The organism is Leucobacter faecis, assembly GCF_054456695.2.
Window position 1 is genome coordinate 1 of sequence record NZ_JBTJER020000003.1, and the last position, 13,789, is coordinate 13,789.

Consider the following 13,789-nt stretch of genomic DNA (forward strand, 5'->3'; position numbering starts at 1 on the left):
CTCACCAGACAATAACTGCGCTTCAGCGGGCGGTGCTCAACCGGAATACTGGCGGTGCTCAGAAGTCCGAATACTCAGTCAAGACATCGTGCGGCCAAAAGTGGGTGTTATCGGCCCCGATAACACCCACTTTTGGCCGCACGCGCTCGATGCCCAGCTGCAACGATGTTGGCGGCGAGACTGATCGTCTAGCGGCGGGGGAGCGCGAAACCTGTAGCCTCGAGCGGGGTGTCGAGTTCGTCTAGCGCCCGCTGCACACTCTGGGCGTAAATCTCGCCACCGCTCGGGTTCGGGTGGATCTCGTCGCCCGCGAGCGCTCCCTCCACGCCGGTGACACTGGCTTGCCAGTCGGCGACGACGACGCCGCGGTAGGAGTTCGCGAACGCCGTGATCGTGTCGTTGACACCGGGTATCCAATCGCGGTCACCGTAGGCGTTGACAAGCACAAGCTGTCGCCCCGCCGCGGTCTGCCGTATCGCTTCGAGCTCATCGGTCGTAACCGTGCCGTTGGTGCCCAAGCCCACCACGAGCACGTGGCGAAGCGCGCCCTGCGCGGCGGAGTCGGCGATGATCCCCACGCCCGCAGCCATTCCGCGCGACACCGCGGCGTCGATGGATACACCGGGAAATACAGCGTCAAGTTCGGGCGCGCTTGCCAGCATCACCGAGTCGCCGACGGCAGTAATGTCGCCGCCAGCAGCGCGTGGAGCGTCGGGAACGCTGTGTGCGGTCTTCTTGTCGGCGTCTTTGCTTGTAGTGTCCTTGCCAGCGGTGTTCTTGTCAGCGGTGTTCTTGCCGGCGGCGTCCTTGGTGCCCTTTTCGTTATCGGCGCTCTTCTCTCCCGCTATTTTGTCGCGGGCACCGCCCGGGGCTTCAGTGGCGGCAGGAACTCCTGGCGAAGCCGAAGCGGGCGCTGACGCCTCCACGAGCGCGGCCCCGCGCTCGATCGCTGCCTGGGCTGAGCTCTGCGAGGGCGCGGTGCTGACGGCGAACGCGGTCGCAGGCACCGAGGTGATAAGCACGGCGGCGAGCGTGGCGGCCACGATCCGGCGCTTGGGAGTGTAAGAACGTGGCTGCAGCAGCATGCGCAGTGAGCCACGGAGGCCGTATTTGCGCACGGGCTGTTCGACATACCTATACGACAGCGCGGTACAAAACAGGGTGACAGCCAGCGTGACGGTAGCGACCTGCCAGCCTGCGGCAGCAGGGAAAGCGGCGGTCGCAATGAGCAGTAGCGGCCAGTGCCAGAGGTAGAGGCCGTACGAGCGTTCACCGACCCAGCGCATCGGCGCAATATCGATTGCCCGTCCGATCCACGCGCCAGGCCGGGTGACGGCCCACACTGTGGCGAGCGCCGCCAGCGTGGCGAGCTGAAACCCGCCTTGAAAGCTGAGCGCGCTGCCCTCGGGGAGCGCGATAGCGAGCGCGCCAAGCACACCAAAGCCTGTCAGCGCGACGGCGAGGTAACCAAGCTGCGCGCGCGGCCGCGGTGCGAAAGCTGGCCCAGACCGCGTCACGACGATCGACATGGCGGCACCGAGTATGAGCCCAAAGGCGTGCGTGTCAGAACCAAAATAGACGCGTGAAGCGGTGGCGTCGGTGAGCGAGAGCGCCGCCATCCACACCATCGAAGCAACACCGCCTGCGACAAACAGCAGCGCTACTGTGCGCCTGCGAATAATGCGCAGCAGCAGTAACACCACGAGGGGAAGCAGAATGTAGAACTGCTCCTCGATCGCGAGTGACCAGGTGTTGCGAAACAGTTCGGGCGTATCACGCGTGAAGTAATCGGAACCAGCAGCGACGAACACCCAGTTGCTCACGAAGGTCGCCGCGCCCGCGAGCTGTCGCCCGATACCCACCAGCAGGTCGCCGCCGACGAGCGCCGCGAGACTCGTGCACACGAGCAGCACGAGTGCGAGCGCGGGCAATAGCCTGCGCGCGCGACGCTGCCAGAACCCCGACAGTGACACTCGACCGTACTTCTTCTTCTCGCGAATGAGCAACGACGTGATCAAGAAACCGCTGATCACAAAAAAGATGTCAACGCCAAGAAACCCGCCGGGCAGCGCCTGCGGGAAGAAGTGGTAGACAAGCACGAGGCCGACTGCGATGGCGCGCAGTCCATCGAGTCCACCGAAGCGTGCTGTCGAAATGGTGGGAGTGAGGTTCATGCGGTCCGGTTTCATGCTGGTCGCGGTGCCTCATGGCAACGCATACAGCCTTCGAGTGTACGCCGTGTCGGTGAATCTCGCACGTGCGAAGGCCCCACGCATGGCAAGATCAAGGGGTGACAGAAGAAGTAGAGCTCACCCGGCTGCGTATCGACCTGGCGTATGACGGCACCGATTTCTCTGGTTGGGCGGCACAGCCTGGTCTGCGCACGGTTGAGGGAGAGCTCGAACGGGCGCTCTCGACACTGCTGCGCACGGGCCCCGCACTGCAGGCGCCGCCGCGGCTCACGGTCGCGGGACGCACCGACGCTGGGGTGCACGCGCGCGGCCAAGTCGCGCACATCGATGTGAGCTGTGCCCAGCTGCAGAAGTGGGGCGGCGACAGCCGCTTGCGGGTACGCAAGCTCGGGGGCGTGCTGAAGCGCGGGGCCGCCGACATCGTGATTCACGGTGTCACAGAGGCTCCCGCGGGCTTCGACGCCCGCTTCTCTGCTCTGCGCAGACGCTACGAATACCGGCTGCGTGGCGAGGGTGTGCGCAAAGACCCGCTTGCAACACGGTTTACGGCAGATGTGCCGCGTCCGCTCGACCTCGCCGCGATGCAGCGCGCGAGCGATGAGCTAATCGGGCTCAACGACTTCACCACGTTCTGCAAAGCTCGCGAGGGTGCGACTGCGGTGCGCGAGCTGCTCAGCTTCGAATGGCACGAAGCTGCTGACGGTGCCTTTGCGGCCCGGATCGAGGCCGACGCCTTCTGTCACTCGATGGTGCGCGCGCTCGTCGGCGCGGTCGTCGCAGTCGGTAGCGGCCGCATCACTGAGGCGGAGCTCGCTGCGCTGCGACGGGCACGCGAGCGCACGAGCCGGTTCGCGGTGATGCCGGCACACGGGCTTTCGCTTGAAGAAATCACCTACCCGGGCGACGCCGAGCTCGCGCTTCGTGCCGAGCAGACGCGGGCGAGGCGCGATCCGGTGCGAGAGTAAACCGTGCCGGTGTGGTAAGCTCACTAGTTGGTGCGCAAGCATCCGATTTGTTGAGCCCTCCACGGGCCCTGCATCCCTCGCGGGAACGGGCTACGGAGTGGGATTCGCGAACACCTCCAATTCGACAGAAAGCAGCACGACAGTGACTCGCACTTATTCACCGAAGGCAGCTGAGCAGAAGCACGACTGGATCGTCATCGACGCCAGTGACGTGGTTCTCGGCCGCCTCGCATCGCATGCCGCAGTTCTTCTGCGCGGCAAGCACAAGACGACCTTCGCTCCCCACATGGACATGGGCGATTACGTTGTCATCATCAACGCCGACAAGGTGGTCCTCACGGGCAACAAGGCAGCGCAGAAGAAGGCTTACCGCCACTCGGGTTACCCGGGCGGCCTGCGCGCTACCAGCTACACCGAGCTGCTCGAGAAGAACCCCGAGCGCGCAGTCGAGAAGGCGATCCGCGGCATGCTGCCGAAGAACTCGCTCGGCGCTGACCAGTTCCGCAAGCTTAAGGTCTACGCAGGCGCAGAGCACCCCCACGGTGCCCAGCAGCCCACCCCGTACACCTTCGGCCAGGTCGCGCAGTAGTCGCGCCAACGAGACTTTAAGAGAGAGACTTCACAGTGACTGAAGAGCAGACCGTGGCCACCGAGAGCTACACCACCGAGACGCCCGCAGCGCAGGCTGCCGCGTCGGCACCGCGCCCCGCGCTCACCGTTCCCGGTGCAGCCGTGGGCCGCCGCAAGCAGGCTATCGCCCGCGTGCGCCTCATCCCCGGCGAAGGCAAGATGACCGTCAACGGTCGCGAGCTCGCCGAGTACTTCCCCAACAAGCTGCACCAGCAGCTCATCACCGACCCCTTCACCGTGCTCGAGCTCGCTGGCGCGTACGACGTCATCGCTCGCATCGGCGGCGGCGGCCCCTCGGGCCAGGCAGGCGCACTGCGTCTCGCTATTGCGCGCGCACTGAACGAGATTGACGCCGAGCACAACCGCCCGACGCTCAAGAAGGCCGGCTTCCTGAGCCGCGACGCTCGTATCAAGGAGCGCAAGAAGGCCGGTCTCAAGAAGGCCCGTAAGGCGCCTCAGTACTCGAAGCGCTAACCAGGACCCCACATATGGGACGCCTGTTTGGCACGGATGGGGTTCGGGGTCTAGCCGGGGTCGATGTGACCGCCGAGCTGGCCCTGAACCTCGCACACGCAGCGGCTCTCGTGCTCGGGCGAAATGCCCGAGGCGAGAGCCGTCGCGCTATCGCCGTTGTCGCGCGTGACCCGCGTGTCAGCGGTGAATTCATTTCGGCCGCCGTCGCCGCGGGTCTCGCCGCGGCGGGAGTCGACGTGCTCGACGCGGGAGTGATTCCGACTCCCGCCGCCGCGTACCTCGTGGCAGACACCGACGCCGACTTCGGTGTCATGGTGTCTGCGTCGCACAACCCGGCCGCCGATAACGGTATTAAGTTCTTCGCCGAGGGCGGGCGCAAGCTGCCCGACGACGTGGAAGACCAGATCGAGGCCGCTATGCGCGGGCCCGTGGTCGCGGTGACGGGGCGCGAGGTGGGTCGTATTCGCCGCTTCGCCGACGCCGAAGACCGCTACCTCGTACACCTGCTTGGCACGCTCGAAGGGCTCTCGCTCAAAGGGCTGCACGTCGTCCTCGATTGCGCTCACGGCGCAGCCGCGGGTATCTCGCCCGACGTCTTCTCTGACGCTGGCGCACAGGTGACCGTGATCGGCAACGATCCCGACGGCTTCAACATTAACGACGGCGTCGGCTCGACATATCTTGAGCCGCTGCAGGCGAAGGTGCTCGAAGTGGGCGCTGACCTCGGTATCGCGCACGACGGCGACGCCGATCGCTGCCTCGCGGTCGACGCCGACGGCAACGTTGTTGACGGTGACAAGATCATGGCGATCATTGCACTGTCGATGATGCACCGCGGCAAGCTTGATAAGAACACGCTCGTAGCAACCGTGATGTCGAACCTCGGCCTGAAGCTCGCGATGGCCAACAACGGCATTGACATAGTCGAGACCGGCGTGGGTGACCGCTACGTGCTCGAGGCGATCAACGAGGGTGGCTACTCGCTTGGCGGCGAGCAGTCAGGTCACGTGATCATGAGTGAACACGCCACGACCGGCGACGGGATTCTCACCGGCCTACACATCGCGGCCGAGGTTAAACGCACCGGCAAGTCGCTGGCTGAGCTCGCGACGTGCATGCGGGTGTACCCGCAGGTGCTCGTAAACGTGCGCGGTGTCGACCGTGCGGGCGTCGCGGGCGATGAGGTGCTGCAGCAGGCGGTCACGCAGGCTGAGCTCGCGCTCGGTGGCAAGGGCCGCGTGCTCTTGCGCCCCTCGGGCACCGAGCCTGTCGTGCGCGTGATGGTCGAGGCCGAGACGGCCGAGCAAGCTCAGCAGCTTGCCGGTGATCTCGCGAAGATCGTCAAGGAGCGTCTCGCGGTGTAATTCACACGCGACGCGCCGCCGGCAACACGCAGGGCCCGAAACTCACGACGAACCCTCAGGTTCGCGGTGGGTTTCGGGCCCTGTGCGTTTTTTCGCTCCGGATCACGGGGCGGCGACGCCCCGGCTAGAGCTTGCGCAATAGCACGCTGTGTACCCGATGATCGGCCGCCTTGCGCAGCACCAAACTTGCCCGTGCCCGCGTAGGACGAATGTTGTCGATCAGGTTGGGCTCGTTGATCTTGGTCCAAAAATCGTCTGCGAGCGCGATCGCGGTCTCGTCGTCGAGGTCGGCGTAGCGCCTGAAGTACGAGTTGGGGTTGGAGAACGCCGTCTGCCGCAGCTTCAAGAACCTGTGCCGGTACCAGCGCCAAATATCGGTGGTGCGGGCGTCGACGTAGATCGAGAAGTCGAACAGATCACTCACGGCGACCGGGTGGCCGTGAGAGGGCGGCTGTAACACGTTGAGTCCCTCGACGATCAAAATATCTGGGCGCCGCACAACGGTCACCTCGCCGGGCACAATGTCGTAGATCAGGTGGCTGTAGTGGGGGGCCACGACCTCGCCCACACCCGCCTTGACCTGTGACACGAACCGCAAGAGCGCCCGTCGATCATAGGACTCGGGAAAGCCTTTGCGGTGAGCGATGCCGCGTCGTTCGAGTTCGGCGTTCGGGTACAAGAATCCGTCAGTGGTGACGAGCTGCACATTGGGGGTCTCGGGCCAGCGGGCCAACAGATCGCGCAGAATTCTCGCCACGGTCGATTTGCCTGCCGCGACTGACCCGGCAATTCCGATCACAAACGGGCTCTGACGGTCGTTTTCGCGATGCAGAAAGCCGCGGGTGCGGTGGTGCATGTCTCGGGCGGCGATGGCGTACTGGTTGATGAGGCGGCTCAGCGGTAGGTAGATGTCTGACACCTCGGCCACGTCGAGCGGCTCACCAAGCCCGCGAAACGCGGCAATCTCCTCCTCAGTGAGGGGAGCTTGGGTTTCACCCGAGAGCCTGGCCCACTCATCGCGGCCGATCTCGTCGAACGGGGAGGTGAATTCGGGTCGAATGAGTGCTTGCGTGTCGGTGCTGAGCACGGGGAGACTGTTCTCGGACATTGTGCATCCATGGTGCCACTAAAATGGCACCCATGTGTGGAATCGTCGGATATGTCGGCCCGAATAAAACGGTCGAAGTGCTGCTGAATGGTCTGCGGCGTCTGGAGTACCGCGGTTACGATTCGGCGGGTATCGCCGTGATTGATGACGCGGGCAAAGTCGCCGTGCGCAAGAAGTCGGGCAAGCTCGCCAGACTCATCGAACGGCTTGAAGACGACCCGTTACCCGAGGGTGCGACCGGAATCGGTCACACGCGCTGGGCCACACACGGTGGCCCGAGCGACGAAAATGCCCACCCCCACCTCGGCGATGACGGAAAGCTCGCCCTGATTCACAATGGCATCGTTGAAAACTTCAGCGAGCTGCGGGACGAAGTTTTGGCGGGCGGCGTGTCGCTCGTGAGTGAGACCGATTCTGAGGTCGTTGCCGCATTGCTCGGGCTCGAGTATGCCCGCGTCGGTGACCTCGAGACGGCACTGCGCGGCATCGTGCGCAAACTGCACGGCACGTTCACGCTTTTGGCTACGCACCAGAACGAGCCAGGCAAGGTCGTGGCGGCGCGCCACCACTCACCCCTCGTGGTGGGGCTCGGTGACGGCGAAAACTTTCTCGGCTCAGACGTCGCGGCGTTCGTGTCGTCGACGCGCCGCGCAGTCGCCGTAGACGAAGACAACATCGCCATCATCACGGCCGACGAAGTGCGCATCACCGACTTTGACGGTCACCCCGTTGAGTTCACTGAGTACGAGGTCGAGTGGAACGCCGACGCCGCAGACAAGGGCGGCTGGTCCTCGTTCATGGCCAAAGAGATCAATGAGCAGCCCGAGGCCGTAGCCAACACGATCCGGGGCCGCGTAGACAACGGTCGCGTCGAGATCCCCGAGCTCACCGCGCTGGGTGACGAGCGGCTGCGCGAGATTGATCGCATCGTGATCATCGCGTGCGGCACGGCGTCGTACGCGGGCCAGGTGGGTGCCTACGCGATCGAGCAGTGGGCTCGGATTCCCGTCGAGGTACAGCTGAGCCACGAGTTCCGTTACCGCGACCCGGTACTCTCAGACCGCACCATGGTGATCTCAGTGAGCCAGTCGGGCGAGACGATGGACACCCTGATGGCCGTGAAGTACGCGATCGAGCGCGGGGTCACGACCGTGTCGGTGTGTAACACGCAGAGTGCGACCATTCCGCGGGAGTCAGACGCCGCGGTGTACACGCACGCGGGCCCCGAGGTGGCGGTCGCGTCAACGAAGGCGTTTGTGGCGCAGATCACGGCGCTCTACCTCGTCGGCCTGCACCTGGGGCGCGTGCGCGGCACGCTCTCGGCTGCCGACGAGCAAGCGGCGGTCGCGCAGCTTGAAGCGCTACCCGAGAAGGTACGCGAGGCGGTCGACACGCACGAGCAGATTCAGCAGCTCGCGCAGTGGATGGCCGACACCCGCTCGGTGCTGTTCTTGGGCCGCCACGTGGGGTACCCCGTGGCGCTCGAAGGCGCGTTGAAGCTCAAAGAGATCGCCTACATTCACGCTGAAGGCTTCGCCGCGGGGGAGCTGAAGCACGGCCCCATCGCACTCATCGATCACGGCCAGCCCGTGTTCGTGCTCGTGCCGAGCCCACGCACTTCGCCGCTGATGCACTCGAAGGTCGTGTCGAACATTCAAGAGATTCGGGCGCGCGGTGCCCGCGTCATCGCGATCGTTGAGAAGGGCGACACCGCGGTGCTGCCGTTCACCGATGATGTGATTCGGCTGCCGCTGTCAGACCCGCTGTTCGACCCGCTGCTGCAGGTGATCCCGCTGCAGTGGTTCGCGCTCGAACTGTCGACGGCCAAGGGGCTCGACGTCGATCAGCCGCGCAACCTCGCGAAGTCTGTGACGGTCGAGTAACGCGGTGCGGGGCGTGCGGGTGAGTTCACGATGATTTGCGGGATCGGGGTCGACACCGTCGATCTTGGGCGTTTTGAACGCCAACTCGCGCGCACCCCCGCGCTCGCCGCGCGGCTCTTTACCGCGGCCGAGCGCGAACTGTCCGTCGCGTCACTCGGCGCGCGCTTCGCCGCGAAGGAGGCGCTGATCAAAGCGCTCGGTGGATCTGACGGGGTGAGCTGGCAAGACCTTGAACTGTTGCGCGGTGAGAACCGCGCGCCAGCATTCACCCGCACTGCACCGCTCGTGCGGGCGCTTGCCGCGCGCGGGGCGCACACTGCCCACGTCTCACTCACCCACGATGCGGGCATCGCCACTGCGTTCGTGATCATCGAGGCGTCGCCCGAAAAGGCCGCGACGCCAGAAACTAGTGTGCACGGCGACTGTGCGTGCACGTGTACGGAGCTGAGGCAGCAATGAGAACCGGATCAATGCGCATTGCAGCGATTTCGACGCCCGCGATTCGTCACAACGTGGCGCATATTCGCGAGCTCACGGGCGGCGTGGTGATCGTTGTCGTGAAAGCCAACGGGTATGGTCACGGGGCCGCCATCGCCGCGCGCGCCGCGCTCGAGGGCGGTGCCGGGATGATCGCGACCGCAGATCTCGAGGAGGCGCTCGCACTGCGAGAAGCCGGTATCGAAGCACCGATTCTGTGCTGGCTGCACGGAGCGCGTGTCGACTTCGCGCCCGCCGTCGCAGAGCGCATCGAGATCGGTGTGAGTAATCTTGCACAACTTGACCGTTTGGCTGCCGCCGCTATCGCGGCTGGCACCCCCGCCACCGCACAGCTGAAGATCGATACGGGGCTGAGCCGCAACGGCGCGTCACGCGACGAATGGCACACCCTGTTTGTGCGCGCCGCCGAACTGCACGCCGCAGGTACGGTGCGCGTGCGCGGCATTTTCAGCCACCTCGCGAACGCCGGAGACGAGTGCGACCGGGCGCAGGCAGCCGAATTCGACGCGGCCATCGAGCTGCTGCGTGAGTGCGGCGTGGATCCGGAGCTGATGCACCTCGCCGCGAGCGCCGCAACCCTCAAGTCACCGCACCTGCACTACAACGCAGTGCGCGTAGGCGTCGTCGCGTACGGGCTGAGCCCGCTCGCCGGCACGACCTCGGCGCAGCTGGGGCTCGTACCAGCGATGACGCTGCGGTCTGAGATCGTGGCGCTGCGAGGCGTGCCCGCTGGCACCGGCGTCTCGTACGGCTTTAACCACGTGTGCGAGACCGCCACGACGCTGGCGCTTGTGCCGATGGGGTACGCAGACGGTATGCCGCGTGCCCTGAACGGCGCGGGTGCGTGGGTGACGATCGCGGGTGAGCCGCGGCCGATCGTGGGCCGGATCGGCATGGACCAGTTCATCGTCGACGTGGGGCCGCTCGCTGGAAGGCTGAGCCTCGGCGACGAGGTGGTGCTGTTTGGGGATCCCGAGCGCGGGTACCCGGCCGTTGAAATCTGGGCGGGACTCATGCGCACCATCAACTACGAGATTATTGCGAGTATTGGACCGCGCGTCTTGCGTATCGCGGCAGAGGGGGAATCGGTGTGAGTGTAGTCGAACGCATCGTGGCGGCATCGCCGGACGAGATGCACGACCTGGGAGTGCGGCTGGGACGGGCCCTCGCGGCCGGCGACCTGCTGATCTTGACCGGCCCGCTCGGAGCGGGTAAAACGACACTCACCCGCGGTATCGGCGAGGGCCTCGGAGTGCGCGGCCCCGTACAGAGCCCCACGTTTGTGATCGCCCGCACGCACCCGTCGCTCGTCGGCGGGGCGCCGCTCGTGCACGTCGACGCGTATCGGCTCGCGAACTCCGACGAGCTCGACGACTTAGACCTCGACTTCGACGGCTCGGTGGTGGTCGCCGAGTGGGGGGCCGGGGTCGTCGAGCCGCAGGACTCGTGGATCGAGATCGAGATCGAGCGGCCCGCTGGTGCTGGTGCTGGTGCTGGTGCTGATGACGAGGACTGGTCGGAGGCGCCGATAGAGGCGCGACGTATGACGCTCACGGGGCATGGCCCACGCTGGGCCGAAGGGATATTGGTATGAGCACGCAGTATGCGGTGACCGAGGCTGCAGCGCCCGAGCTCAGCGGGCGCTGCCTGCTCGCGATCGACACGTCGATCGGCACGAGCGTGGCACTTGGCTGCGACGGCCGAGTATGGGCCGTCGCGAGCGAAAACCCGCGCGGCCACGCAGAAGCGATTGGCACACTGCTCGCACTCGTTCTCACCGAGAGCGGCGTGCCAGCGGCACGCATCGACGGCGTGGTGGCGGGCATGGGACCGGGCCCCTTCACCGGGCTGCGGGTGGGCATCGCGGCGGCGCAGGCGTTTGCCGCGGGCCGCGGCGCGCCACTTTACGGTATCGAAAGCCACGAGGCCGCAGCGCTTGCGGCCCTCGAAACGGGAGCCGCCACAGCGGTACGCGTCGTGACCGATGCTCGCCGTAAGGAGCTGTTTGTGACCGACTATGCGGGGGTCAACTGGGCGGGCATTCCCGAGTGCGTGGCGGGTCCAGGGCTCGTCGCGCGTGCAGACCACGAAGAGGTCGCAGGTGAACTCTGGCCCAGCGTGATCGATGCCGCGGCGCTCGTGCGGCTCGCGGCGAGGCGACTAGCCTCGGGCATTGAATTCGCGGGCGATCAAGCGCTCTACCTGCGCGAACCCGACGTCGTAAAACCGGGCCCGCAGAAGCGGGTGAGCGCGTGATACAGGGGGCGGCCGGGCTCGATCCGGAGCGAGCGCCTGCGTCGCCGCACGCCGAAGCGTCGAAGGTGCCGGGGGCGCTCTCGATCCGGAGCGCGACGCTCGGTGACCTAGACGCCGTGTGGGCGATCGAAGAGCGGGTGTTTGCGGGCGAGGCTTGGAGCCTCGCGATGATGCGTGAGGAGCTCGCGGGCGAGCACCGACAATACCTCGTGCTCGAAGACGCGGCGGGCGGTGTGCAGGGCTACGCCGGACTGCTTGCAGTGGGCAGCGAGGGAGATGTGCAGACGATCGCCGTCGCGCCCGAGTGGCGCGGTGCGGGGCACGGGCGCAGACTCATCGAAGCGCTCATCGCGTGCGCGCGCGAGCGGCGAGTGCGCGAACTGTTTCTCGAAGTGCGGGCCGATAACCCCGTCGCGATTGCGCTGTATGTGAGCCTCGAGTTCGAGGAGATCGGCGTGCGGCCGCGCTACTACCAACCAGACGACGTCGACGCGATCGTCATGAAGCTGCAAGTGAAGGATCTGTCGTGAGCGTTACTGAGCCACTAGTGCTGGGTATTGAGACCAGCTGCGACGAAACCGGTGTGGGCATTGTGCGGGGGCGCACCCTGCTCGCCAACACGATCGCGTCATCGATGGACGAACACGCGCGCTACGGCGGGGTCGTGCCTGAGGTCGCGGCGCGAGCGCACCTCGAAGCCATGCGTCCCACAATCGAGCGCGCCGTTGCTGAGGCGGGCGTGCAGCTCGAAGATCTCGACGCGGTCGCGGTGACGAGCGGGCCGGGCCTGGCGGGGGCACTCATGGTCGGAGTCGCGGCGGCAAAGGCGCTCGCGCTGTCACTCGACAAGCCGCTGTACGCGGTGAATCACCTTGTCGGCCACGTCGGCGCCGATCTGCTGCAGGGAGAGGGGCTTAGGCCCGTCGCCGGTTCGACTGGTTCAGTGGGTGAACTCGAACTGCCCACCGTCGCACTACTCGTGTCTGGCGGGCACACCTCGCTGCTGCTGGTGCGCGACCTCGTGAGCGATGTCGAAATGCTCGGTGAAACGATCGACGACGCCGCGGGCGAGGCCTTCGACAAGGTCGCAAGACTGTTGGGGCTGCCCTACCCGGGCGGCCCGCAGATCGACCGCGTGGCGGCTGCGGGTGACCCGCGAGCAATCCGGTTTCCGCGTGGGCTCACCCACCCTAAAGACCTGGAGCGGCACCGCTACGACTTCTCGTTCTCGGGGCTCAAAACCTCGGTGGCACGCTGGGTTGAGAAAAAGCGTGACGAGGGCGGCGATGTTCCCGTAGCGGATGTCGCGGCGAGCTTTCGCGAAGCCGTCGTTGACGTGCTGTTGACGAAGGCGCTCGCCGCCTGCGCCGACCTGGGCGTGCCGCGCCTGCTGCTCGGAGGCGGGGTCGTCGCAAACTCACGATTGCGTGAGGTGGCGGCCGAGCGCTGTGCGGCGGCCGGGGTGGAACTGCGCGTGCCGCCGCTGTCACTGTGCACCGACAACGGCGCGATGATCGCGTCGCTGGGGGCGCAGCTTGTCGCTGCGGGGCATGCACCCTCTGGGCTGGGCTTTGGCGCTGACTCGACACTCCCGGTGACCGAGATTCAGGTGCCGTAGGAGTCGATTTGGTTTGGCTTTTGTGCTTACGCAGGAGATCAGCGCTTATGCAGGATCGATTAGCGGTTTTGATCCTGCATAAGCGCTGATCTCCTGCACGAGCGCTGGCCACGGGGACAAGCTGGCCAGCCCCGCGTAGATGTTGGCGACTGACTGGATACTACGAGTGGCAGTGCGCTGACACGGTAGCGTTGTGGGAAAACAGGTGCCTCGGCGCCGACCGTTCTACGAGGAGACTAAAGTGACAGAGACCCCCAACGACCCGCAGCGGCCTGAAGACCCGACCACTCCTGTCGCACCCGGAGAGCCTGCTGCGCCTGCTGCGCCTGCTGCGCCTGCTGCGCCTGCTGCGCCTGCCTATCGCGCAGAAACGCCGACCGCGCCTGCCGCACCTGCTGGCTACCCGGCGGGCACCCCGGTACCGGGCAAGACCCTCGGTATCGTCGGGCTCGTAGTGTCGATCTTCTTCGGGTTCGTCGGCCTGATCCTGAGCATCGTCGCCGTGGTGCAGTCGAAGAAGGCCGGGGCAAAGAACGTGCCCGGAATCGTCGGTATCGTCATCGGTTCGATAAGCACGCTCCTCGGTATCCTCGTCGGAATCTTCTTCATCTGGGCGACGGCGCAGAGCCTGAGTTGGATCGAGACGTGTGCGGTCGATCCGTACGCGACCATCAACGTGTTCGGTACGCCGTTTGGCTGCGCAGAGCTCGGTCTCGACCCCGAGTCGCTGAACGACTTCTAGAACGACCGAAAGTCGGGCCGATAAGCTCCTGTCATTCTGCGGGAGCTTGCGACTCGCAG

General features: G+C 65.7%; 14 protein-coding genes. 12 read left to right on the top strand and 2 right to left on the bottom strand.

Annotated features, from left to right (window positions below; genetic code table 11):
• Positions 1 to 188: 188 nt before the first annotated feature.
• Entirely contained in the window at positions 189 to 2,174 is a 1,986-nt protein-coding gene (locus tag ACXR2W_RS03765) for an acyltransferase family protein (RefSeq protein WP_458814957.1), read from the bottom strand.
• Positions 2,175 to 2,290: 116 nt separating this feature from the next.
• Here ACXR2W_RS03765 and ACXR2W_RS03770 point away from each other — a divergent pair, with 116 nt between their 5' ends.
• The 4 genes from ACXR2W_RS03770 to glmM all read left to right on the top strand — a co-directional run bounded on the left by ACXR2W_RS03770 (position 2,291) and on the right by glmM (position 5,625).
• A complete protein-coding gene (locus ACXR2W_RS03770) occupies positions 2,291 to 3,157 on the top strand; it encodes a tRNA pseudouridine synthase A (protein ID WP_458814959.1) in 867 nt (288 codons plus the stop codon).
• Positions 3,158 to 3,299: 142 nt separating this feature from the next.
• Positions 3,300 to 3,746, top strand: coding sequence for a 50S ribosomal protein L13 (gene rplM / locus ACXR2W_RS03775; protein ID WP_458814961.1), 447 nt, complete (start codon positions 3,300 to 3,302; stop codon positions 3,744 to 3,746).
• 35 nt (positions 3,747 to 3,781) lie between these two features.
• On the top strand, positions 3,782 to 4,261 hold the full coding sequence (gene rpsI, locus ACXR2W_RS03780; protein ID WP_458814963.1) for a 30S ribosomal protein S9: 480 nt from the start codon (positions 3,782 to 3,784) through the stop codon (positions 4,259 to 4,261).
• A gap of 14 nt (positions 4,262 to 4,275) precedes the next feature.
• Positions 4,276 to 5,625 (top strand): phosphoglucosamine mutase, encoded by a 1,350-nt coding sequence (gene glmM, locus ACXR2W_RS03785; protein ID WP_458814965.1) that lies wholly within the window; start codon positions 4,276 to 4,278, stop codon positions 5,623 to 5,625.
• Between the two features lie 124 nt (positions 5,626 to 5,749).
• Here glmM and coaA read toward each other — a convergent pair whose 3' ends face one another.
• Positions 5,750 to 6,733 carry a type I pantothenate kinase gene (coaA, locus tag ACXR2W_RS03790; RefSeq protein WP_458814967.1) on the bottom strand — a complete coding sequence of 328 codons (984 nt, stop codon included), beginning with the start codon at positions 6,731 to 6,733 and terminating at the stop codon, positions 5,750 to 5,752.
• Positions 6,734 to 6,765: 32 nt separating this feature from the next.
• Between coaA and glmS the strand changes: the two genes are divergently transcribed.
• The 8 genes from glmS (at position 6,766) to ACXR2W_RS03830 (ending at position 13,730) form a co-directional block, all read left to right on the top strand.
• Positions 6,766 to 8,616 (top strand): glutamine--fructose-6-phosphate transaminase (isomerizing), encoded by a 1,851-nt coding sequence (gene glmS, locus ACXR2W_RS03795; protein WP_458814969.1) that lies wholly within the window; start codon positions 6,766 to 6,768, stop codon positions 8,614 to 8,616.
• 30 nt (positions 8,617 to 8,646) lie between these two features.
• A complete protein-coding gene (locus ACXR2W_RS03800; RefSeq protein WP_458814971.1) occupies positions 8,647 to 9,075 on the top strand; it encodes a holo-ACP synthase in 429 nt (142 codons plus the stop codon).
• Positions 9,076 to 9,086: 11 nt separating this feature from the next.
• Positions 9,087 to 10,208 (top strand): alanine racemase, encoded by a 1,122-nt coding sequence (alr, locus tag ACXR2W_RS03805; protein ID WP_489948826.1) that lies wholly within the window; start codon positions 9,087 to 9,089, stop codon positions 10,206 to 10,208.
• Between the two features lie 38 nt (positions 10,209 to 10,246).
• Positions 10,247 to 10,708, top strand: coding sequence for a tRNA (adenosine(37)-N6)-threonylcarbamoyltransferase complex ATPase subunit type 1 TsaE (gene tsaE, locus ACXR2W_RS03810; protein WP_489948831.1), 462 nt, complete (start codon positions 10,247 to 10,249; stop codon positions 10,706 to 10,708).
• On the top strand, positions 10,705 to 11,370 hold the full coding sequence (gene tsaB / locus ACXR2W_RS03815) for a tRNA (adenosine(37)-N6)-threonylcarbamoyltransferase complex dimerization subunit type 1 TsaB (RefSeq protein ID WP_458814977.1): 666 nt from the start codon (positions 10,705 to 10,707) through the stop codon (positions 11,368 to 11,370). The genes tsaE and tsaB overlap by 4 nt, the downstream gene beginning before the upstream one ends.
• Positions 11,367 to 11,900: a ribosomal protein S18-alanine N-acetyltransferase gene (gene rimI, locus ACXR2W_RS03820; protein WP_458814979.1), complete on the top strand. Its 534-nt coding sequence runs from the start codon at positions 11,367 to 11,369 to the stop codon at positions 11,898 to 11,900. The genes tsaB and rimI overlap by 4 nt, the downstream gene beginning before the upstream one ends.
• Complete coding sequence (tsaD, locus tag ACXR2W_RS03825) at positions 11,897 to 12,988, top strand: tRNA (adenosine(37)-N6)-threonylcarbamoyltransferase complex transferase subunit TsaD (RefSeq protein WP_458814981.1); 1,092 nt, start codon at positions 11,897 to 11,899, stop codon at positions 12,986 to 12,988. Before rimI ends, tsaD begins: the two co-directional genes overlap by 4 nt.
• 241 nt (positions 12,989 to 13,229) lie before the next feature.
• Complete coding sequence (locus tag ACXR2W_RS03830) at positions 13,230 to 13,730, top strand: DUF4190 domain-containing protein (RefSeq protein WP_458814983.1); 501 nt, start codon at positions 13,230 to 13,232, stop codon at positions 13,728 to 13,730.
• Positions 13,731 to 13,789 lie beyond the last annotated feature (59 nt).